Origin of the sequence: Phenylobacterium sp., from assembly GCF_965229015.1 — a bacterium.
Classification (GTDB): Bacteria; Pseudomonadota; Alphaproteobacteria; order Caulobacterales; family Caulobacteraceae; genus Phenylobacterium.
Genome location: NZ_CBDDIM010000001.1, coordinates 429,001 through 450,901, shown reverse-complemented (window position 1 = coordinate 450,901; position 21,901 = coordinate 429,001). Strand labels below are relative to the sequence as shown.

Annotated in this window: 21 protein-coding genes; 4 read left to right on the top strand and 17 right to left on the bottom strand. The window is 69.3% G+C overall.

All coding sequences use genetic code 11. The features are described from left to right. Positions 1–993 (top strand): prolyl aminopeptidase, encoded by a 993-nt coding sequence (gene pip / locus ACO06I_RS02170; RefSeq protein ID WP_421930988.1) that lies wholly within the window; start codon positions 1–3, stop codon positions 991–993. A gap of 8 nt (positions 994–1,001) precedes the next feature. Here pip and ACO06I_RS02165 read toward each other — a convergent pair whose 3' ends face one another. The 7 genes from ACO06I_RS02165 to ACO06I_RS02135 form a co-directional block, all read right to left on the bottom strand. Then, entirely contained in the window at positions 1,002–2,192 is a 1,191-nt protein-coding gene (locus tag ACO06I_RS02165; RefSeq protein WP_421930987.1) for a redoxin domain-containing protein, read from the bottom strand. Between the two features lie 49 nt (positions 2,193–2,241). Next, positions 2,242–3,399: a rod shape-determining protein RodA gene (gene rodA, locus ACO06I_RS02160; RefSeq protein WP_421930986.1), complete on the bottom strand. Its 1,158-nt coding sequence runs from the start codon at positions 3,397–3,399 to the stop codon at positions 2,242–2,244. Further along, the gene (mrdA, locus tag ACO06I_RS02155) at positions 3,396–5,384 is read right to left on the bottom strand and encodes a penicillin-binding protein 2 (RefSeq protein WP_421930985.1); all 1,989 of its coding nucleotides are present in this window, start codon (positions 5,382–5,384) and stop codon (positions 3,396–3,398) included. The genes rodA and mrdA overlap by 4 nt, the downstream gene beginning before the upstream one ends. A gap of 12 nt (positions 5,385–5,396) precedes the next feature. Next, positions 5,397–5,912 carry a hypothetical protein gene (locus ACO06I_RS02150; protein WP_421930984.1) on the bottom strand — a complete coding sequence of 172 codons (516 nt, stop codon included), beginning with the start codon at positions 5,910–5,912 and terminating at the stop codon, positions 5,397–5,399. Next, the gene (gene mreC / locus ACO06I_RS02145; protein WP_421930983.1) at positions 5,909–7,039 is read right to left on the bottom strand and encodes a rod shape-determining protein MreC; all 1,131 of its coding nucleotides are present in this window, start codon (positions 7,037–7,039) and stop codon (positions 5,909–5,911) included. The genes ACO06I_RS02150 and mreC overlap by 4 nt, the downstream gene beginning before the upstream one ends. A 59-nt stretch (positions 7,040–7,098) precedes the next feature. After that, the gene (locus ACO06I_RS02140) at positions 7,099–8,142 is read right to left on the bottom strand and encodes a rod shape-determining protein (protein ID WP_215341221.1); all 1,044 of its coding nucleotides are present in this window, start codon (positions 8,140–8,142) and stop codon (positions 7,099–7,101) included. Positions 8,143–8,355: 213 nt separating this feature from the next. Continuing rightward, positions 8,356–9,774 (bottom strand): sensor histidine kinase, encoded by a 1,419-nt coding sequence (locus ACO06I_RS02135; protein ID WP_421930982.1) that lies wholly within the window; start codon positions 9,772–9,774, stop codon positions 8,356–8,358. Between the two features lie 211 nt (positions 9,775–9,985). Here ACO06I_RS02135 and ACO06I_RS02130 point away from each other — a divergent pair, with 211 nt between their 5' ends. Then, positions 9,986–11,509, top strand: a complete 1,524-nt coding sequence (locus ACO06I_RS02130) for an ABC-F family ATP-binding cassette domain-containing protein (protein ID WP_421930981.1) — start codon at positions 9,986–9,988, stop codon at positions 11,507–11,509. A 162-nt stretch (positions 11,510–11,671) separates the two neighbouring features. Here the strand turns inward: ACO06I_RS02130 and modA are convergent, their stop codons facing one another. The 9 genes from modA to ACO06I_RS02085 form a co-directional block, all read right to left on the bottom strand. Further along, positions 11,672–12,436, bottom strand: coding sequence for a molybdate ABC transporter substrate-binding protein (modA, locus tag ACO06I_RS02125; protein WP_421930980.1), 765 nt, complete (start codon positions 12,434–12,436; stop codon positions 11,672–11,674). 5 nt (positions 12,437–12,441) lie between these two features. After that, a complete protein-coding gene (locus ACO06I_RS02120; RefSeq protein WP_421930979.1) occupies positions 12,442–13,242 on the bottom strand; it encodes a TOBE domain-containing protein in 801 nt (266 codons plus the stop codon). 44 nt (positions 13,243–13,286) lie between these two features. Beyond that, on the bottom strand, positions 13,287–14,132 hold the full coding sequence (locus ACO06I_RS02115; protein ID WP_421930978.1) for a protein phosphatase 2C domain-containing protein: 846 nt from the start codon (positions 14,130–14,132) through the stop codon (positions 13,287–13,289). Between the two features lie 35 nt (positions 14,133–14,167). Then, the gene (locus tag ACO06I_RS02110; RefSeq protein ID WP_421930977.1) at positions 14,168–14,986 is read right to left on the bottom strand and encodes a phytanoyl-CoA dioxygenase family protein; all 819 of its coding nucleotides are present in this window, start codon (positions 14,984–14,986) and stop codon (positions 14,168–14,170) included. A gap of 49 nt (positions 14,987–15,035) precedes the next feature. After that, positions 15,036–15,920: a DMT family transporter gene (locus tag ACO06I_RS02105; protein WP_421930976.1), complete on the bottom strand. Its 885-nt coding sequence runs from the start codon at positions 15,918–15,920 to the stop codon at positions 15,036–15,038. 156 nt (positions 15,921–16,076) lie between these two features. After that, positions 16,077–17,672: a 2-isopropylmalate synthase gene (locus tag ACO06I_RS02100; RefSeq protein WP_421930975.1), complete on the bottom strand. Its 1,596-nt coding sequence runs from the start codon at positions 17,670–17,672 to the stop codon at positions 16,077–16,079. A 215-nt stretch (positions 17,673–17,887) separates the two neighbouring features. Beyond that, positions 17,888–18,508 (bottom strand): glutathione S-transferase family protein, encoded by a 621-nt coding sequence (locus ACO06I_RS02095; RefSeq protein WP_421930974.1) that lies wholly within the window; start codon positions 18,506–18,508, stop codon positions 17,888–17,890. After that, a complete protein-coding gene (locus ACO06I_RS02090; RefSeq protein WP_421930973.1) occupies positions 18,505–19,230 on the bottom strand; it encodes a TVP38/TMEM64 family protein in 726 nt (241 codons plus the stop codon). Before ACO06I_RS02090 ends, ACO06I_RS02095 begins: the two co-directional genes overlap by 4 nt. A 41-nt stretch (positions 19,231–19,271) precedes the next feature. Further along, entirely contained in the window at positions 19,272–19,685 is a 414-nt protein-coding gene (locus ACO06I_RS02085) for a hypothetical protein (protein ID WP_421930972.1), read from the bottom strand. A 135-nt stretch (positions 19,686–19,820) separates the two neighbouring features. Between ACO06I_RS02085 and ACO06I_RS02080 the strand changes: the two genes are divergently transcribed. After that, on the top strand, positions 19,821–21,023 hold the full coding sequence (locus tag ACO06I_RS02080) for a pyridoxal phosphate-dependent aminotransferase (protein WP_421930971.1): 1,203 nt from the start codon (positions 19,821–19,823) through the stop codon (positions 21,021–21,023). A 2-nt stretch (positions 21,024–21,025) separates the two neighbouring features. After that, positions 21,026–21,550 (top strand): orotate phosphoribosyltransferase, encoded by a 525-nt coding sequence (gene pyrE, locus ACO06I_RS02075; RefSeq protein ID WP_421930970.1) that lies wholly within the window; start codon positions 21,026–21,028, stop codon positions 21,548–21,550. On the opposite strand, the gene ACO06I_RS02070 is transcribed toward pyrE, so the two are convergent. Beyond that, entirely contained in the window at positions 21,547–21,783 is a 237-nt protein-coding gene (locus tag ACO06I_RS02070) for a DUF2171 domain-containing protein (protein WP_421930969.1), read from the bottom strand. The two genes, pyrE and ACO06I_RS02070, sit on opposite strands and share 4 nt — an antisense overlap. Between the last annotated feature and the right edge of the window lie 118 nt (positions 21,784–21,901).

The following is a 21,901-nucleotide window of genomic DNA, read 5'->3' as shown; positions in this document are numbered from 1 at the left end:
ATGGAACGCAACACCCCGCCGCCCGCCCTTTCCTCCTCGGCCAACCGCAGAGGTCTCTTCCCGGAGAGCGAGCCGCACGCCTATGGCTGGCTGCCCACCGGCGGGGAGCACGAGATCTTCTACGAGGCCTGCGGCAATCCGCAGGGCAAGCCCTGCGTCATCCTGCACGGCGGACCGGGTGGGGCGATCAACCCCACCATGCGCAGGTTCTTCAACCCCGCGAAGTGGAACATGGTCCTGTTCGACCAGCGGGGCTGCGGCAAGTCGCGGCCCAACGCCAGCCTGGAGGACAACACCACCTGGTCGCTGATCGACGACATCGAGCGGCTGCGCATCCACCTGGGGATCGAGAAGTGGACGGTGTTCGGCGGCTCCTGGGGGTCGACCCTGGCGCTCGCCTACGCCATCACCCATCCGCAGCGGGTCGAGGCGCTGGTGCTGCGCGGGGTCTTCCTGCTGACCCAGAGGGAGCTGCGCTGGTTCTACCAGGACGGCGCCTCCTTCCTGTTCCCCGACGCCTGGCAGAAGTTCCTGGCCCCGATCCCGGAGGCGGAGCGCGGCGACATGGTCAGCGCCTATCACCGCCGCCTGACCCACAAGGACCGCCGCGTCCAGGCCGAGGCCGCCGCGGCCTGGAGCCAATGGGAGGGCGACACCATCTCCATCCGTGGCCCGGAGGCCCGCCCCTCGAAGTTCAACGAGATCGACTTCGCCATCGCCTTCGCCCGCATCGAGTGCCACTTCTTCGCCAATCGCGGCTTCTTCAACGAGGACAACTGGATCCTGAAGAACATCGGCAAGATCCGCGGCATCCCCGGCTGGATCGTCCAGGGCCGCTTCGACGTGGTCACCCCGATGGAAAGCGCCTGGAACCTGAAGACCGCGTGGCCCGAGGCCCGCTTCGAGGTGGTCTGGGACGCCGGCCACGCCTCCACCGAGCCCGGCATCGTCGACGGCCTGGTGCGGGCGACGGACCAGGCCTTCTCGGTCTAGGCACAGGTTCAGCGCAGGGCGAGCGCCTTAAAGGGCACTGTGATCCGAACCCGTTGATCGCCGTGAGCGGCCCCATCAGCGACCGGCGCGGCGGTGATCCAGCCATCCTCCGCCATCCTGAGCGCCGCGACCCCGAAATCGTAGAGTTGAGGCGACTCCGAAATCCGGACGCAATCAGTCAGGCGTCCGTCGCTGGCCGCGGCCATGCATTCGAGCGTCGCCTCCCCGCCGACGCCGGCCCGATCAGCCGCCTCCGGATAGTAGGGTCCCGGCCCGCCCAGACGCCGATAGGCCGGCGGCGTGGGGGAGAACCTGATGTCGCGCGCCAGGGGCACCGGGGTCGGAACGCCGCCCGCCGGAGCGGTGAACCGAAGCGCGACATCGAACGTCCCGCCCACGGCGGACGCGCCGTCCAGCAGGGTGGTCTGCATCCGGAACCGCGAGGCCAGGCCCAGGGCCGCGTCGCCGAAGCCTTCGCCAACCGGTTCCTCCGAGACGACCTTGCAGTCGGCCAGGGCGCCGTCGGCGGTCGCCTTGCAGCGGATTTGCGCCCGACCGCCTTGGCCGGCCGCCATGGCCTTGGTCGGATAGGCTGCCGCCATCTGTTCGGCGTCGGGAACTTCGACCCATACGGGCTTGCGAGGCTTCGGCGCAGCGGCGCTGGCGACCTGCGGCCCCTCGGAGGGCGGCGGCCGGCGCGGCGGCGGCTCGGCTAGCAAGGGGCCTACCACCTTCTCGAAGCTCGCCGCGCTGAAGGAGCCTGCCTGGGCGTAGCGGACCACCCCGGCGCGATCGATGACGTAGCTCGTGGGCACCGCCCCCCGCACGGTTCCATAGCCGCCGCCGGTAAGCCGCGCGATCAGCGGGAAGGTCAGCTGAGCCGCCAGGGGCTTGAGTTTGGTCGGCGACACGGTGTTGTCGACCGTGATCGCGAAGATCTTCAGGTCGCGGCGGGGATGGCGGCGGAAATAGTCATTCAGGACCGGCAGTTCGACCCGGCACGGGCCGCACCAAGTGGCCCAGTAGTTGAGCACCACGACCTGACCCCGCAGATCGTCCAGAGACACCTGATCGCCCCCGAAGGTGACCACCGTGAACGGAGGCGCCGGCTGACCCACCTTGGCCCGAGCGGCCACGGCGGGCGCCGCGCTCAAGATCAGAACCAGCGCCCCTAGCGCCGCGCCAAAGATGCGAAACATTGACCACCCCCATGGCCAAGCTGTTGCGCCCCAGGGTTGTTGTCAACAGCTAGAGGAAGGTCCCCTTCCCGCTCGTCACCTCGGAATAGCGGTGGACGCGGACGGCCTGGACCAGGCCAAAGCCGATCATCACCGTGGCCATGACGGTGCCGCCGTAGGAGAGCATGGGCATGGGCACCCCGACCACCGGCGCCAGGCCCATCACCATGCCGCCATTGATCATCACATAGAGGGAGAAGGTCGCCGTCACCCCGGCCGCCGACAGCCGCCCGAAGTGGGAGTGGGCCAGGGAGGCGGTGCGCAGGGCCATGAAGATCACCGCGGCGTAGAGGAACAGCACCGAGAAGCAGCCCACGAAGCCGAACTCTTCGGCCAGGGTCGCGAAGATGAAGTCGGTCTGCTTCTCGGGCAGGAAGTTGAGCTGACTCTGGGAGCCCAGGCCGTAGCCCTTGCCGAGGAAGCCGCCGGAGCCGAGCGCGATCTTGGACTGCAGGATGTGGTAGCCGGAGCCCGACGGGTCGCTCTCCGGGTCCAGGAAGGTGAAGATGCGTTTGCGCTGGTAGTCGTGCAGCACGAACATGATCACCGGCGGCACGGCCAGGGCGAAGGCGCCGATGCCCGCGGCGATCACCCGCCAGTCGAGACCGGCCAGAACCACGATGGCCACGCCGGTCATGGCGATCAGCATGGCGGTCCCCAGGTCCGGCTGCAGGGCCACCAGGCCCACCGGCGCGCCGATCATCACGATGGGCACCAGCAGCCACCAGGAGAAGCGGGCGTCCTCGGCGGAGATGGAATGGTAGAAGCGGGCCAGGGCCAGCACGATCCCCAGCTTCATCACCTCCGACGGCTGGAAGCTGCCCAGCGGCCCGAGATCGAGCCAGCGCTGGGCGCCCATGCGCACGTCGCCGATCGCCTCCACCAGCACCAGCAGCACCAGGCCCGCGCCATAGAGCGGATAGGCGATGGCGAACCAGACCCGCAGGTCGACCATGGCCAGGATCACCATCACCACGAACAGGATGCCGAAGCGCAGCAGGTGCGGCCCCGCCCAGGGCTCCCAGGAGGAGCCGGCGATGGAGAACATCATCAGGGCCCCAGCCCCGGCGATCAGGCAAAGCGCCAGCGAGAACAGCCAGTCGATCTCGCTGAACTTGACCACCAGGCGGTCGCGTTCGCCGGGCCGGGTGAGCGCGCTGACGGTCATATGTGGCCTCCGGGCGGCGGGAGGTTGGGCGGCGCGCCGGCGACGGGCGCCTCGGGCGCTGCGCCCTCGGCCAGGCCGTCAGGGGTGAGCTCCGGCATGGGCAGGGGCTTCTCGATGCGGGCGCGGATCTCGGGGTCCTTCAGCAGGGCCACGCGCATCACCTCGCGGGCCCGCGGCGCGCCGGCGGTGGCGCCGCCGAGGCCGCCGTGCTCGACGATCACCGACAGGGCGTAGCGCGGCGCGTCATACGGCGCGAAGGCGACGAAGAGGTTGTGGTCCTTGAGCTTCCACTGGACGCTGGCGCTGTTGCGGTTGGCGACATTGTCATAGCTGCGGACCTGGGCGGTGCCGGTCTTGCCGGCCATCATCACGTCCCCCAGGCCAAGCTGGCTCTGCCGATAGGCGGTGCCGGTGACGTCGTTGGCCACGGCGATCATGCCGCCGCGCACATAGTCGATGTTCTCCTGCTTGAACGGCAGGTCGGGCACCGCGGCGCCGCTGGGCAGCTCCTTGCCGCCGATGGAGCGGACCAGGCGCGGGTTGAGCGCCTTGCGCCCATTGGCCAGACGCGCGGTCATCACCGCCAACTGCAGGGCGTTGACGTTGATATAGCCCTGGCCGATCCCGTAGCTGACCGAGTCCCCCGGTTGCCAGACCGGCTCGCGCTTGACGGCCTTCCGCTTCCACTCCCGCGACCCGACGATGCCCTTCTTCTGGCCCGGAATCCCCAGGTCGAAGACCTGGCCGAAGCCCAGCGCGTGGGCCGCCCGGGCGATGGGGTCGGGGCCGACCCGCAGGGCGGTCTGGTAGAAGTAGATGTCGCAGGAGTTCTTGATGGCGTCGTGCATGTTCTGCGAGCCGTGCCCGCCATGCTTCCAGCAGCGCCAGGTGCGGCCACCATAGTACCAGCCGCCGGAACAGTTGACCCTCTGCTCGGGATCGACGCCCGCCTCCAGGGCGGCGAGGGCCACGGTGGGCTTGAAGGTCGAGCCCGGCGGGTAGAGGCCCGACATCGCCTTGTCCAGCAGCGGCTTGCGCTCGTAATTGGCCAGGGCCCGGTACTCGGCGCCGGTCATGCCGCGCACGAAGCGGTTGGCGTCGAAGCTGGGCGCCGAGGCCATGCAGAGCACGTCGCCGGTCCGGCAGTCGAGCATGACCACCGCCCCGCTCTCGTCCCCCATCACCTCCAGGGCGCGGGTCTGGATGTCGGCGTCCAGGGAGAGCTGGATCTCCTTGCCCGGGGTGGCCGGGATGTCGCCGCCGGAATCCTGGCGGACCTCGCGGCCGTTGGCGTCGACCTCGACCTTCTGGGCGCCGGGCCTGCCGCGCAGCGGCAGGTCGAAGGCCTTCTCCACCCCCTGCCGCCCGATCCGGAAGCCCGGGTGCAGCATGATGGCCTCGGAATTGGGGCCCGTGGGCGCCAGGTCCTCCTTGTTGACCTTGGCCACGTAACCGATGACGTGGGCGAAGGCCCCGCCGTGCGGATAGACCCGCACCTCCCCCATGTCGGCGGTGACGCCGGGCAGTTCGGGGGCGCGGACATTGATGGCCGAGAACTGCTCCCAGCTCATGTCCTCCATCACCGAGACCGGCGAGCGCTTGGGGGCGCGGATCAGGTCCTTGGTCAGGCGGGCCTGACGCTCGGCGTCCAGGGGCACGAAATTGGCCAGGGTCTTGAGGGTCTCGGCGGGATCGAGCTTGCCGTCCTTGGAGACCAGCAGCCGGAAGTTGGGGCGGTTGGAGGCCAGGATCACGCCGTTGCGGTCGACGATCAGGCCGCGCGGCGGCGGCACCAGCCGGAAATTGAACTGGTTGGAGGCCGACATCTTCTCATAGCGCTGGGCCTCCACGAGCTGGAGATGAGCCAAGCGGCCAGTCAGGGCCAGTAGGCCCAGGCCCGAGAGCCCGCCCATGAGGAAGGCGCGGCGGTGGAAGACCCCCTGCCGTTCATTGACCTCGGTGAAGAAGATGGACGGTTCGCTCATGCGCCCGACATCCTAACGGAACCGCACATCGGCGTCCTCGAACCTGTCGATCAGCCGGTGGGCGAAGGGGTAGAGCAGGATTGTGGCCAGGAATTGCCAGAACACCGCGATCAGGCTCGGAGATGCGCGCGCGTCCAGGCGGGTGAACAGGAAGCCCGCCAGGCTGGCGATGCCGCAGGCCGCGGCGAACCAGGCCCACATCATCGGCCGGCTCTGACCCACCATCCAATTGCGGCAGAGCAGGACGACGCCATAGGCGGTCAGCAGGGACAGGGCCCACAGCCCAAGCGGCGATCCCCAGAAGATGTCGAGGATCAGCCCCATCAGCAGGACCCCGAAGGGCGCGATGATCGAGGGGCGGATCACCGCCCAGGCGAAGGCCGGGACCATGCAGAACACCGGCTCAGGCAGTTGCAGGGTGAAGACCCGCAGCGGGATGCCGAACAGCAGGGTCCAACCCAGGCACTGGAGCATCGGAAAGCCTAGCCAGCGCCACGGATCCAGAGGACGGGCGGCCGAAAGGCTCAAAACGGCACCTCCGGCGCGGCGGCCTGGGGCGGTGGCGGCGTCGCGGCGGGCGCGGCCGTGGTCGGCTTGGGCGCCGCCGGCTTGGCGGCGGGCTTGGGGGTCGCTGGCTTGGGCGTCGCCGGCTTCGCCGCGGCGGGCTTCGGCGCGGCCGGAGTCGTCACAGTCGCGGTGATGGTGGTGGGGGGCTTGGCGGCGGGTGCGCCGGGCGTCGCGAGACCGGCCACCGGCGAGGCCGGCGGCGGCACCGGCATCTTGTCCAGTTCCTCTTGCTGCGCCTTGGCCAGCTGGGAGAAGTCCTGGAACAGCAGGATGCGGACGAAATCGATGGGGGCGGCGTCGGAGGCCAGGATCACCCGCCAGCGGCCGTCGAGACCCTTGACCGCCACGCCCACCGGCAGGCCGCGGGGCAGCACGCCCCCGTCGCCCGAGGTCAGCACACGATCACCCTGCTTCACCGGGTCCTTGCCCCGCAGGTAGTCGAGCTTGGGATTGGGCCCGCCGTCGCCGGTCAGGATGGCGCGCGCATTGGTGCGGTCGATCATCACCGGGGTGCGCGAGGCGATGTCGGTGAGCAGCAGGATGCGGCTGGCGCCCCGGGTCACCCCGATGACGCGGCCCACCAGGCCGCTCTCGCTCATCACTGGGTTGCCGGGCTGGATGTTCTTCTCAATCCCGGCGTTGGCCAGGCGGGTGTTGGCGAAGGGGCCGCGGCTGTCGCTCACCGTGCGGGCGGCGACCATGGGGATCGGCGGCTCGGTCTTCAGGCCCAGCAGGGACTTGTAGCGGTCATTGGTGTCGCGCAGGGCGATGGCGACATCGCGCCACTGGCGGGTTTCCTTCAGCTCGGCCTTGAGCCGGCGGTTCTCGGAGACCGCGAACAGATAGTCCCGCAGGGTCTCCATCCCCAGTCCCGTCCAGCGGCCGGGGGCGGCCAGCGCCCCGCTCACCGGGGCGGCGATGCTGTCGCCCACCTGGCGGGTGACGCCATAGGCCTCGGACTGGAAGGTCTCGCGCCGGTCGGAGAGCAGCAGGGCGACGGCCACGACGACGGCCACGATCAGGGCCACCGCGGCGGTCCACGCCAACGGCACCTTCAGTTCGCCAAACGGACTTTCTCGAAAAGCCACCTAGCCGCCCGTCTTCAGGAGATCGAGAAGCCTCGCTCCCCCACGCCGATTTGCAAGTATTACGCCAGCGTCGATTCGAGCACGCCCTTCATCCACTTGGGATGTTCGAGCACTTTGCCGCAGCCGAGCGCCACGCAGGACAGCGGGTCGTCGGCCACCGTCACCGGCAGGCCGGTGTGGTCGCGGATCTCGGCGTCCAGGCCGCGCAGCAGGGCCCCGCCGCCGGTCAGCATGATGCCCTTGTCGGCGATGTCCGAAGCCAGCTCCGGCGGCGTGGCCTCCAGGGCCATCTTCACCGCCTCGACGATCTGGCCCACGGGCTCGGCCAGCGAGTCCGAGGCCTGCTTCTCGCTGATGCGCACCTCGCGCGGCACGCCCTGCATCAGGTCGCGGCCCTTGACCTCGATGGAGAGGCCCTCGCCGTCGGCCGGAGCCCGGGCGGTGCCGATCTCCTTCTTGATGCGCTCGGCGGTGGTCTCGCCGATCAGCAGGTTATGATTGCGGCGCATGTAGCTGATGATCGCCTCGTCCATCTTGTCGCCGCCGACGCGGACCGAGCGCGAATAGACGATGCCCGACAGGGACAGCACGGCCACCTCGGTGGTGCCGCCGCCGATGTCGACGACCATGGAGCCGGTGGGCTCGTGGATCGGCAGGCCGGCGCCGATGGCCGCGGCCATGGGTTCGTCGATCAGGCCCACGCGACGGCCGCCGGCGTTCAGGCAGCTGTCATTGATGGCGCGACGCTCCACCGCCGTGGCGCCGGACGGCACGCAGACGATGACCTTGGGGTTCACGAAGCCCTTGCGGTTGTGAACCTTGCGGATGAAGTACTTGATCATCTCCTCGGCGACTTCGAAGTCGGCGATGACCCCATCGCGCATGGGGCGGATGGCCTCCATGTGGCCCGGGGTGCGGCCCAGCATCTGCTTGGCCTCTATGCCCACGGCGTGGACGATCTTGCGGCCGCCCACATTGCGCAGCGCCACCACCGATGGCTCGTTCAGCACGATGCCTTTGCCCTTCATATAGATGAGCGTGTTGGCGGTGCCGAGGTCGATGGCGATGTCGTTGGAGATGGCGCCGAAGAGGGACGAGATCATGCAGAGCCCTGGAGGGTGGGGAACGGTGACTGCGGGTCTGCGAAGCCTGGACCACCACCACTGGCGGCTCGTCGAATCAAGCCGCCCAGCACTCCAGTCTTCGCTTGCAGGACCCCATGCGTGTGCCCTGCCAATGGGTTGATTTCAAGGCTTAATGACAAACGCCGCTCATCCGCGTGGCTATGACGCGAATACTACCTGGCGTAGAGCGGCTCAATCGGACACGGCGCGGCGGAAGGAGATGGTGCAACACAGGCCGTCCGGGGCGAATTCGAACCTCGCCTCGCCGCCCATTTCGCGGGTCAGGGCCCCCTCGATGAAGCGTACGCCGAACCCCCGGCGGGAGGGCGAATTCACGGCCGGCCCGCCCGACTCCCGCCAGACAAGCTTCACCGCGCCCTCGGGACCGGCCTCCCAGCGGACCGAGAGCCGGCCGTCGGGCTGCGAGAGCGCCCCGTACTTCACCGCGTTGGTGGCCAGCTCGTGCAGCACCATGGCCAGGGTGACGGCCGCCGGCGCCGACAGGTGGGTCGAGGGGCCTTGGGGATCCAGGCGACCATCGGCGTCGTGGTAGGGGGCCAGGACCGCCTCGGCGATCTGGGCCAGGTCGGCGGCCTCCCAGTTGCGGGCGGCCAGTTGATTGTGCGCGTGGCTCAGCGCCATCAGCCGGGCCTCGAAGGACCGCCGCATCTCATCGGCGTCGCGGTCCTCGCGGAAGCTGTGGGCGGCCAGGGACTGGACGGTGGCCAGCGTGTTCTTCACCCGGTGGTTCAGCTCGTCCAGCAACGACTTCTGCAGGTCCTCGGCGGCCTTGCGACCGCTGATGTCCACCAGCATGTTCATGGCCCCGGCCACCTTGCCGTCGCTCCCCACCAGGGGGGTCGGATAGGCCAGGAAGGCGCCGCGGCTGCCGTCCGGCCGCTCGAAGATCGCCTCGGCGCCCTCCACCGGCTGGCCGCTGCGGATCGCCTGGGCCATGGGGCATTCGCCCAGGGGCATGGGGGAGCCGTCTGGATGATAGAGGGCGTGGCTGCCGCACCAGCGATCCTCGCCGATCACCGGCTCCCGGCCCCAGAGCTCGGCCGCGGCGGAGTTGAAGCTCATCAGGCGGCCGTCGCCATCGGTGGTGTAGATGGCGATGGGGGAATGCTCGACGATCCGGCGGCCCCAGCCCGCCCGCTCCCGCAGCTGGTCGCGGGCCATGCGCAGCTCGGTGATGTTCTGGACGCAGTTCACCGCCCCCACCAGATCGCCGGTCTCGTCGAAGAGCGGCTCGGCGTTGGACAGCAGGGTCAGGCGCGCGCCGTCCGGCTGCTCGATGATGATCTCGCAATCGCGCACCGGCTCGCCCGTGCGCAGCACGCGGGCGATGGGGGAGTCTTCGAGACGGAGTGGTTCGCCCTTGGCGTCGAAGGCGCGCAGGGCGCCGCAGTAGCGGGTAAGGCCGTCGGCGCTGACGATGCCCCGGCCCCAGAGTTCGCCGGCCCGGCGGTTGTGATTGATCAGCAGGCCCTGGCGATCGCAGACATAGACGCCGATCGGCAGCCGCTCCAGCAACGCCGACCAGGAACGAAACGCACTCTGCAAGCCCGAGGACGACGTGGCGTCCGCCAGCTCGCGCAAATCATGCATGAACATCCCCCGTCGGCGTCCGCATGAAGCTCTGAGTCCCCCGCGGCACATGCCTCAAATCGGCGGGACCGCCGAAAGTTCCGCCGAGTCGGGGAAATTTTCGAGGCTTTCGGACGAAAGCCGCGAACTTGTTTCCTCCCGGGCACAGCATTCCGGACCGTTTCACCCTATGAACCGCCTCAACTGAAGCTTGCGGCCGGAGGGCGCTCACATGTCCGGTCAGGCGGTCCTCGGCGTCGAGAAGGCCCGGTTCTACTACGGGGCCAGCCGCGTGTTCGAGGGCGTGTCCCTGCAGCTCGACGCCGCGCGCACCGCCCTGGTGGGCGAAAACGGGGCCGGAAAGTCCACGCTTCTCAAGTGCCTGCTGGGCGAGCTTGAGCTGGACGAGGGCCAGATCATCAAGTCGCGGGGCTTGAAGATCGGCTACGTCCCCCAGGACGTGCCGCCGGGCCTCTCCGGCAAGACCGTGCGCGAGGTGCTGGAGAGCGCCCTGCCCCTCACCGACGGCAGCGAGGACTGGAAGGTCGACGTCCTGCTGGACGAGATCGGGGTCAGCTACGAGACCGCCCAGCAGACCTTCGGGTCGCTCAGCGGCGGCTGGCAGCGGCTGATGCTGATCGCCGCGGCCGCCAAGCTGGCCGAGCCCGACCTGCTGATCCTCGACGAGCCCACCAACCACCTGGACCTCTCCAACATCAACACCCTGGAGAGCTGGCTGGCCGACGACGACCGCCTGCCCATGCTGATCGTCAGCCACGACCGGGAGTTCCTGGAGCGGACCACGACGCGGACCATCTTCCTGCGCTCCGACGGGGCGCATTCCTTCAGCGTGCCCTTCAGCCGGGCTCGCGAGCAGCTGCTGCACCGCGACGCCGCCGACGCCGTGCGCCGGCAGCTGGAGGGCAAGGAGATCGAGCGGCTGGAGAAGATGGCCACCCGCTATCGGATCTGGGGCGTGAAGAACGACAAGTTCCACAAGCGCGCCAAGGCCACCGAGAAGCGCATCGACCGCATCGAGACCGAACGCACCGAGAGCTATGTCGCCCGCGAACGGCGCCTGGAGCTGCACGACGGCGAGATCGACGCCAAGGTGGCCCTGCGAGTCCACGGCTTCACCGTCACCGTGCCGGACGGCAGCCGCAAGCTGTTCACCATCGACCGCCTGAACGTGGCGGCCGGCGACCGCATCGCCATCCTCGGGGTCAACGGGGCCGGCAAGTCGATGCTGCTGAACGCCATCGCCCGGGCCTACGACCCCGACCAGGAGCACTATGACGGCCAGGCGCCGGTGCGCTTCAATCCCCAGGCCCGCCTGGTCTATTTCGATCAGAAGATGGCCGAACTGCCCCTGAAGACCAGCCTGCTGGACTATTTGACCGCCGTGGACGGGGCCACCAGCAAGGACGCCAACGCCCTGCTGGCCAAGGCGGGCTTCCCCTATCACCGCATCAAGGGCCCGATCGCCGACCTCAGCCACGGGGAGCGGGCGCGCCTGACCTTCCTGAAGATGCGGCTGGCCAAGCCCAACCTCTACCTGCTGGACGAACCCACCAACCACCTGGACATCGAGGGCCAGGAGGACCTGGAGGCCCAGCTGGAGGGCTCCGACGTCGCCTGCCTGTTCGTCTCCCACGACCGCTACTTCACCCGCGCGGCGGCCAATCGCTTCGTCGAGATCCGGCGCGGCAAGCTGATCGAGGTCGAGGGGCCCGACGACTTCTTCGAGGCGCAGTGAGCACTCTAATTCCTCCCCCAGGCCGCAGGCCGTCGCGGGGGAGGTGGATCGGGGCCGCAGGCCGCGAGACGGAGGGGGCTAGGCCCCTGCCATCTGCACCGCCCCATCCCCCTCCACCGCTGCGCGGTCCCCCTCCCCCGGTGGGGGAGGAATTGTGGCGACCTACTTCCGCGGCAGCACCGAGAACCCGTACTTCCGGAACACCGCTCGGGCCTCCGGGCCGCTGAGGAAGCTCAGGAAGGCGCCCGCCTGGGGGTTCTTGGTCCCCGCCACCAGGGCGGCGGGATAGACGATGCGCGGATGGCTGGCGTCGGGGAACAGGCCGACGATCCTCACCTTGGGCTCCACCTTGGCGTCGGTGTCGTAGACGATCCCCAGCGGGCTCTCGCCGCGCGCCACGTACTGCAGGGCCGAGCGGACGTTCTCGGCCTGGGCCAGCTTGCCCGAGACGCCGTCCCAGACGCCGAGGCTGGCGAGGGAGGCCCTGGCGTACCTGCCCGCCGGCACGTCGGGGCCCGCGACCGCCAGCCGGCCCGCGCCGAGCGCCCTGGCCAGGGGCATGCCCCGGGCGATCTTCAGCCTCACCTTGGAATCGGCCGGCGCGACCAGGGCCAGGTGGTTGCTGAGCAGGTCCCGACGGCTGGCGGCCACGATCAGCTTCTTGCCGGCCAGATAGTCCATCCAGGCGCTGTCGGCGGAGATGTAGACATCCGCCGGCGCCCCCTGCTCGATTTGCCGGGCGATGGCCGAGGAGCCGGCATAGGCGAACCGCGCCTCCCCGCCTGTCCTGGCGGCGTAGACGTCGCCCACCTCGTCCAGGGCGTTCTTCAGGGAGGCCGCGGCGAAGACCGTCACCGGCCTGTCAGCGGCGAGCGCCGGCGGGGCGGCCAGCATCCAGGCGGCGAGAAGGAGGGCGAGGAGACGCATGAACCCTACTCCACCGCCAGGATCACGTGCGGCGCCTTGACCAGGGCGGTGACCGCGTCCCCCGGCTTCAGGTCCAGCGCCTGTGCGCTCTCGCGGGTGATGGTGGCCGTCAGGCTCTTGCCGTCGGCCAGGCTCATGGTGACCTCGGTGTTCACCGCCCCGTCCTCCCGCACCAGGACCTGGCCGCGAAGCTGGTTGCGGGCCGAGGTGCGCAGGCCCTCCCCCACCGCCAGGGTGACGAAGCTGGACTTGATCAGGGCGATGGCCGGCTTTCCGACGCTGAGACCCAGCTCGACGACGCTGCGCCGGGTGACCACGGCGACGATCTCCAGGCCCTCGGCGATCCTCAGCGACACCTCGGAGCTGACCGCCCCGTCGCTGACGTGGCTGACCACGCCCCGCAGGGCGTTGCGGGCGCTTGTCTTCATGCCGAGACTCCAGAACAGGGCGCCGAGATCGTCCTCGGGGGCGTCGGCCAGGCCGGCCTCCAGCCGCGCCAGGGCCGCGCCCAGCTCGGCCTCGACCCGGTGGAAGGCGGCGATCACCGCCCGCCCGCGCGGGGTCAGGAAGGCGACCCCGCCCGCCTTGCCCCCAGCCTGGGTGGACACCAGCGGCGCCTCGAACAGGTTGTTCAGGGCCTGCACCGCGTCCCAGGCGCCCTTGTAGGAGAGGCCAAGCTGCTGGGCCGCCTTGCTGATCGAGCCCAGCGCTCCGATCGCCTCCAGCAGGGCGATGCGTTCGCCCCCGACCCGCGCGCCGTCGCGGCGCAGGGACAGGGCGGCGGTCAGGGCGTGCAGGGCGGCCAAGGGTGGGGGCTCACGTTATGTAGTTCGACTACATAACGCCTTGTTCAGGCGAACCGCAACAGCACCGCCGTGGCGTCGTCGCGCGTCTTGTTGCGGGCGAAGGTCCGGCACTCGGGGTCGCTGGCCTCGATGGCGCGGAGTTCTGCATAGAGGGGCGCGAGGCCACGGTTCAGGACGGCGGCGAGCAGCGAGTCATAGTCGTAGCGGCCGAAGACATCCACCAGCCGGGAATAGCCGTCGCTCATCAGCAGGATGTCCATCGGCTCGCCGGCCTGCAGGACCTCCAACTGAAGGTGGGGCACGCCTGCTCCGCTCATATCCAGGATCCAGTAGCCTCCAGGGATGTTGATCAGCTTGCGGTGCTCGCGGGCCAGCGCCTTGGCGGCGGCCCCGACCTCTTCCGGCGTCAGGCCCCGCGCCAGGTTATCCGCGACCAGCCGCTCCATTCGGGCGTCCAGTTCGGTGACCCCCGAGGTCCCGAAGGTCGCCACCGGTCCCTGCCCCATGCGCCAGGCCAGGCGGCAGTCTCCAAGGTTGGCGAACTCCAGCGTGGTCTCGCCGACAGCCCGCGCCAAGGTGAAGCTGGCGCAGGGCAGTTCGAAGTTCGGCAGAGTGTCGAGGTCACAGAGAGACGCCGCCGCGTGCCGGACCGCGTCGACGGCGCGGTTCAGGGCCGCGCCGATATCCCCTGCCCCCGCCAAGGCCTCAACCAGTTCGGTGTTCATCCGACCCGCGAACCAGGCCGCATCCGTCGGGCCTGAGAGATGTGGCCGATCAACGATGCCCGTTGCCCCGTCCAGCACCCAGACGGCCTGACCAGAGCGGCCCCAGGCATCCTCGTTGTGGACCGCAGACGGCTCGCACAGCGCCTCGATAACGCTCAGTCGCATATGCCCCCCCTTCGCGCCGTACGGCGCTCCCGTCCCTAGCTCTCGACCACCCGGTTCACCAGCACCGGCGGCACGTATCCCTCCTCCAGGGTCTTGATCGGGTGCGACGCCGTCACGTGGCCCATGAAGGGCGGCCAGATGTCGTAGCCCAGCAGGCGCTGCAGCCGCGGCGACATGGTCTTCACCAGCTCGCGGGGCACGCCGAGGAAGAAGTTCTCCTGGGTCCGGCCCCAGGGCTCGCAATACTGGTTGGTGAAGGCCTGGCGCGGCGCCTGGCTGCGGTTGGCGCCGCCCCGGTGCAGCAGGGTCGCCTGGAAGACGATGGCCGCCCCGGCCGGCATGACCATGGGCTTGAGCAGGGCCGGCAGGTCGGAAGGCTCCAACGCCGCCACCTCCTCGTCGCTCCACAGGTGGCTGCCGGGGATCACCTCGGTGCAGCCGTTCTCCCGCGTGAACTCATCCACCGCCGCGATCACGCTCATCGAGGCCGGCGGCCGGGGGCGCTTCTGCCGGTAGAAGCCGTCGTCGGTGTGGACCGCCTGCGCCGTCTCGCCCGGATAGATGCAGATCGCCTGGCTGGCCGACAGCAGGTAGCCGGGCTGCAGGAAGCGGTCGAGCAGGGCCAGGACGCGCGGATCCTCCGTCACCTGCTCGAACACCTTGCCCCGCGCCACCAGGGTGTAGACCCGCTCGGTCTCGAACCCCTCGAAGTCGTTGCGGCCCCGATGCGTGCTCATGTGCGGCGCCAGGCCCCGGCGGATGGCGGCCAGCGTGTCGGCGTCGCAAAGGTCCTCGATCACCGTGTAGCCGTCGCGGCGCAGCCGTTCGGTGTGGGCGTCGACGTCAAAGACCATGGCCTGTCTCCTCCCCGCTCTGCCGGCGGAGGTTGCAGCATAACCCGCCCTACCCCAGGGCTGTCATCACCACGCCGATGGCCGTGGCCGTACCGCCGGCGATCTGGGCCAGGCTCAGCCTCTCCTTGAACAGCCGGCGTCCCGCCGCCGCCGCGATCGGCCCCTCGATCACCCCGATGGCCCGGACCTGCCCGGCCGGGGCCAGGGCCAGGGCCGAGAACCAGAAGGCCGAGGCCGCCGTGCCGAAGAAGCCCGCCCCCAGGGACTGCTTCCAGGTTCCCGCCACCGAGCGCAGGGCCTGGGGCCGGGTGACCGCCAGGATGGCGCTCAATACGACGGACTGGAGGGTCTGGGCGACGCACAGCGCCGCCGTCGCCGAATAGATCGGGTGCAGGGGCTCCAGCGCCATGCCGGCCTGCCGATAGCCATTGAGCGCCACGGCGAAGGCCACCCCCGAGGCTAGGCCGAACAGCGAACCGTTCAGGGCCCCGGCCACCGCCGCCTCGCCCTTGGGCCAGGACAGCACCAGCAGGCCGAGCGTGGTGGCCGCCAGCCCCGCCCACTGGACGGCGCTCATGTGATCGCCGAACAGGGCGTAGCCCATGATGGCGGCGATCGGCAGGGAGGCCTGCTGCATGAAGGTGGCCACTGCGAAGCCGGAGTGGCGCATGGCCATCAGCAGGGCGGCCGTGGCGCTGACCTGGGCGATGGCCCCGGCGGTCACGGCGATGACGAACCGGGCCGACAGGTGCGGATCGGCCTGCGGCGTGGAGAGCGCCACCACCGCGAAGATCGCCAGCGAGAACGGCAGGCCGAACAGGAACCGCACCAGGGTCGCGCCCCAGGGGCCCGCGTCCCCCACCAGGCCGCGCTGCAGCGCGTTGCGCGCCACCTGCAGCGGCGCGGCCGCCGCGGTCAGAATGATCCAGAGCATCGGAAGTCCTCAGCCGGACGCACCCCGAGTGTCATCCCGGAAAGCCGCGCACGCGGCTTGTCCGGGACCCAGACGCGCGGGGTCATCAGGCAAGATCAGTGAGTATGGGTCCCGGTCTTCCGCTCCGCGGAAACCGGGATGACAACGGTGGCGGGCCTAGAAACCTGACGCGATGGCGTCCGGCGCGCTCTTTTCCTTGCGGGCAAAGAGGTTGTTGAGCGCGTTGACATAGGCCTTGGCCGAGGCGGTCAGGGTGTCGGTGTCGGCGGCCTGGCCAGTGGCGATGCGGCCATCCTCCTCCAGACGCACCGAGACCTGGGCCTGGGCGTCGGTCCCTTCCGTCACCGCATGCACCTGGAACAGGCGCAGGATGGCGGCGTGCGGCACCACCTCGTGGATGGCGTTGAACACCGCGTCCACGGGGCCGTCGCCGGTGGCCGCGCCCGAGCGTTCCTCGCCGTCCACCGTGACGGTCAGCTCGGCCTGCTGGGGGCCCTCGGTCCCGGCGATCACCCGCAGGGACTTCACCTGGATGCGGTCGGCGCCGCTGGCCAGGGCGTCGTCCACCAGGGCCACGATGTCGTCGTCGAAGACGTGCTTCTTCTTGTCGGCCAGGTCCTTGAAGCGCTGGAAGGCCTCGTTCAGGGCGTTCTGGCCCAGTTCGTAGCCCAGGGTGCGCAGCTTCTCGCGGAAGCCGGCGCGGCCGGCGTGCTTGCCCATCACCAGGTTCGAGGCGCCCTGCCCCACCGTTTCCGGGCTCATGATCTCGTAGGTGCCGCGGTCCTTCAGCATGCCGTCCTGGTGGATGCCGCTCTCGTGGGCGAAGGCGTTCTTGCCGACGATCGCCTTGTTGAACTGCACCGGGAAACCGGTGATGGCCGAGACGTAGCGGCTGGCGCGGGTGATGTGCTGCGGATCGACGCCGGTGAAATAGGGCAGACGGTCGCCACGCACCTTCAGGGCCATGACGACCTCTTCGAGGGCCGCGTTGCCGGCTCGCTCGCCAATGCCGTTGATGGCCACCTCGACCTGGCGCGCCCCGCCCTGCACCCCGGCCAGGCTGTTGGCGACGGCCAGGCCCAGGTCATTGTGGCAGTGGGTCGACAGGATGATGCGGTCGGCGCCGTCGACGTTCTCCAGGATGTCCCGGAAGATGTCGGCGTATTCGCTGGGATAGGAATAGCCCACGGTGTCGGGAAGGTTCACTGTGCCGGCCCCGGCCTTGATGGCGGCGTCGACGCAGCGGCGCAGGAAGTCCTGCTCGGTGCGGGTGGCGTCCTGGGCCGACCACTCCACGTCGTCGCACAGGTTACGGGCGTGACCGACCGACTTGGTGATCATCTCCAGGATCTCTTCCTGGCTGGCGCGCAGGATGTGGTCCCGGTGGCTGGGGCTGGTGGACAGGAAGGTGTGGATGCGGCCGCGCTTGGCCGGGCGGATCGCCTCGGCGCAGCGCTCGATGTCGGCCATGCCGGCCCGGGCCAGGCCGCAGACCGTGCTCTCGGTGACGATCTCGGAAATCTTGCGGACCGCTTCGAAGTCGCCGTTGGAGGCGATGGGGAAGCCGGCCTCGATCACATCGACCCGCATCTCCTCCAGGATCTTGGCGAGCTCCAGCTTCTCGTCCAGCGACATCGAGGCGCCGGGCGACTGCTCGCCGTCGCGCATGGTGGTGTCGAAGACGATGACCCGGTCGCTGTCCTTGCGGGTCGAATCGTTGGCGGTGGCCTGGTCGGCGGGGGATACGGTCATGGGATCACTTCATTCTTCGCGGGGGTGTTTTAGAAGGCTCGGACGTCGGGGTCATCCCCTGAAGCGCCCGGCCGCGAAGAAGCGCAGCCTAAAGAGGCGCCCAGGGGCGGCTAAGCCCCAGCATAAGAAGAAGCTGGCTGTGCAGATGCGATCGCATGGGTAGATGATCTATCGAATTCGCGGCTTCGCCGCAAGAGTCTTGCGCCTGAGGCCCCTCAGACCGCCAGTTGAGCAAGAACCTTCCTCACGGCCGGCCGCTCGCCCATGCGCGCGAAGTGCTCGGCGATCCTCGGGAACCGGGCCATGTCGATCCCGTCGCGCGGCAGCCAGCCGGCCACAGTGAAGAGATAGGGGTCGCAGATCGAATAGGCCTCGCCCATCACCCAGGGGCCGCGCAGGTATTCGGCCTCAATCACCGCCATGCCGTCGGCGAACACCTCGGGGGCCTTGCGGCGCATGTCGGCGATGGCCGCGGGATCGTCGGCCCAGCGATAGCCGCGGTGCCGGTGCGCCGCGGCCGGATGCACCCACGAGCAGAGATAGGTGTTGAAGGCCTGGACCTGCGCCATGGCGAAGGGGTCGTCCAGGGGCGCGAGGTTCGCCTCGGGGAAGGTCTGCGCCACGTAGGTCAGCAGGGCCGGCGCCTCGGTCAGCACCCCGCGCTCGGTGGCCAGGGCCGGCACCCGGCTCTTGGGATTGATGGCGAGGAATTCAGGCGAGCGCTGCGCATTGGTCATGAAGTCGACCTTCACCAGCTCATACGCGGCGCCGGCCTCCTCCAGGGCGATGTGAACCGCCAGGCTGACGGTGCCAGGGAAGGAATAGAGCTTGATCATGGTTCGAGGTTCTCCTTCTCCACGGCGTCTTCCCGCGTTTTCAGCCACAGCCGGGCGAACCAGCCGATGCCGATCCACAGGGCGGCGACGGCCACCAGCCAGGCCACGTGCTTGAGGCTGCCGCCCTTCAGGGCCTGGACGATGGAGTTGCCGGCGAAGGCGGTGAGCCCGATCTTGGGGATGATGCCCAAAGCCGTCCCGGCGGCGAAGGACACCACTCGCATGGGCGTCACCCCGGCGGCCATGTTGACGACGATGAAGGGCGCCGAGGGCACCAGGCGCACGATCAGGCTGGCCAGGAAGCCGTTGCGCCCCACCAGGCCCATGAACCGCTGCGTGCTTTCCCCCGAAAGGGTTTGCAGCGCCTTGGCCCCGGCGAACCGGCCCAGATAGAAGCCCACCAGGGACGACACCATGGTGCCGATCCAGCTGTAGGCGAAGCCGGTCCAGGGCCCGAAGGCCACCACCGCGGCGGCGATCAGCATGAACTGGGGCACGCCGATGAAGGCCAGCAGGGCGAAGGCCGCCACCGCCGTCGGCAGGGCCCAGGGGCCGCTGGCGGCGCCCAGCCACTGCTCCACCGTGGCCTCGCCATTGAAGCCCAGCACCTGGGCGCCGAACAGGAAGACGATCCCCACCCCGCCGAACAGGACGAAGGAGACCCCCACGGTCCGCCAGGCCTGGGCGTCCATCTCGGTCACGAAGCGGAAGAGGCGGCGCATGGCCTGCCCTCGCCTATCGCCGCCGAACGGTCAAGCGGGGTTCAGCCCGCGCAGAGCCTCAGGGTGACCGGCGCGCCCCAGGGCCCGCCGGCGACGGTCATGGCCGGCGGATTGGCGGACGGGAACGTCAGGGTGAATGTCTTGGCCTCCGGCGGCCCCTCGGCCGAGCACATCGCGTCGATGGAATAGCCCGTGGCCGTGGGGCTCACCGACTTGAAGGCGCAGCTCACCTCTCCGGCGGTGGAGACCTTGTCGGCCTCGAACAGCCAGGCGCCCTTGGCGCAGAGGTCGGCGCTGGCGGCCCAGCGGCCGATATAGGAGGCCGGAACCGGGGCGGGCTTCGGCGGCGCGGGCGGTGGCGCCCCGATGGGCGGCGGCGGCGGCGGACCCTCGGCCTTGCGCCCGCAGGCGGCGAGCGACAGCAGGGCGAGCACGGCGAGCAGAGCGGGTTTCATGGCGGCTCCTGTGACCTTTGGGCAAACGGGGGTCAGGAATGGACGTTCCAGGCGGTTCGCGGCTTTGCCTTCGCAGCCCCTTCGGCTACACCCCGCCCCGTTCCTCTTAAACCTTCGACCGGGAGTTGACCCGCCATGTCGCTCGAATCCGCCGCGCTGTCTCGCGTTAAGCCCTCCGCCACCCTGGCGGCGGACGCGAAAGCCCGCGAACTCAAGGCGCAGGGCCGGAACGTGATTTCGCTCGCCGCCGGCGAGCCCGACTTCGACACGCCCGACAACATCAAGGAAGCCGCCATCAAGGCGATCCGCGACGGCAAGACCAAGTACACCAATGTCGACGGCATCGTGGAGCTGAAGGAAGCCATCGTCGGCAAGTTCCAGCGCGAGAACGGCCTGACCTACAAGACCAGCCAGGTGAACGTCTCCCCCGGCGGCAAGCCGGTGATCTGGAACGCCATGATCTCCACCCTGTCGCCCGGCGACGAGGTGATCATCCCCACGCCCTACTGGGTCAGCTACTGGGACATCGTCCTGCTGGCCGGGGGCGAGCCCAAGGCCGTGCCCACCAGCGCGGCCACCGGCTTCAAGCTGCAGCCCGCCGATCTGGAGGCCGCCATCACGCCCAGGACCCGCTGGGTCTTCCTGAACTCGCCCTCCAACCCCTCGGGCGCGGCCTATACCAAGGCCGAGCTCAAGGCGATCGCCGACGTCCTGATGCGCCACCCGCACGTCTGGATCCTCACCGACGACATGTACGAGCACCTGGTGTTCGGCGACTTCCAGTTCTGGACCATCGCCCAGGTGGAGCCCGGCCTCTACGACCGCACCCTGACCATGAACGGGGTCTCCAAGGCCTACGCCATGACCGGCTGGCGGATTGGCTACGCCGCCGGCCCCGAGGAACTGATCAAGCTGATGGCCAAGGTCATGAGCCAGACCACCTCCAACCCGTCCTCCATCTCGCAGTGGGCGGCGGTGGAGGCCCTGAACGGTCCGCAGGACTTCATCAAGCCCAACGCCAAGCTGTTCGAACAGCGCCGCGACCTGGTGGTCTCCATGCTCAACCAGGCCAGCGGCCTGCACTGCCCCACCCCGGAAGGCGCCTTCTACGTCTATCCGTCGGTGGAGAAGCTGATCGGCAAGACCGCCCCCAGCGGCAAGGTGATCACCAGCGACGCCGACTTCGCCGTCGAGCTGCTGGAGCAGGAGGGCGTCTCGGTGGTGTTCGGGGCGGCCTTCGGCCTCTCGCCCTTCTTCCGCATCAGCTACGCCACGGCCAACAGCGTGCTGGAGGACGCCTGCGGGCGCATCCAGCGCTTCTGCGCCTCGCTGAAATAGGTATGGACGCCGCGGCCAAGCAGGCCCTGGCGGCCGACATCGACGCCGTCGCCCGGCTGCAGGGATTCTTCGTCCTGCGGTCGGGAACGGTGGCGACGGAATATTTCGACAAGTACCGCTTCGAAGCCGACCCCGCCCTGCTGCGGCGGGTCGCCGAGGCGATGGTCCCGTTGCTGCCGGCGGACACCGAGGTGTTGGCGGGCGTGGAACTGGGCGGCGTGCCCATCGCCACCGCCATGTCGCTGCTGAGCGGCCTGCCCGCCTGTTTCGTGCGCAAGCAGGCCAAGACCTACGGGACGTGCCTGGCGGTGGAGGGATCGGAGGTTCGAGGCCGCCGCGTGGTGATGATTGAGGACGTGATCTCCACCGGCGGGGCGGTGCGCGACGCCGCCGCGCATCTGGCCCACGCCGGCGCGGTGCTCACCGCCGTGGTCTGCACCCTCTGGCGCGGCGACGGCGAGCCCCGCATCGAGGGCCTCGCGGCGCCGCTATACGCGGCCTTCCGGAAGGAAGACCTCGGGGGTTAGTGCTTCTCGCGCCAGGCCGCCTTGGCGGCGTCCTTGGTCAGGTTGAGCTGCACCTTGTCGTCGGCGATCTGCTCCACCCAGGTCAGGGGGATCATGTGGTGCCTGAGGCCCGAGCCGAGGTCGAACTTGGCCAGCTCGATCTCGTCGCCCATGACGTGGTCGACCTTGCCGACATGGCCGCCGTCGGAGCCCACCACGTCCATGTGCTCGCGGATCTGTGACGCCTGGATCATCTTCGTCTCCTCTGGTTGGGATGAGCATCCAACAAACAGGCCTCCGGCCAAGTTTCATGGCCGGGATTTAATCCCCGACGGCCACAGAGCGGATGCGGAGGCGCGCGCGCGAAGCTAG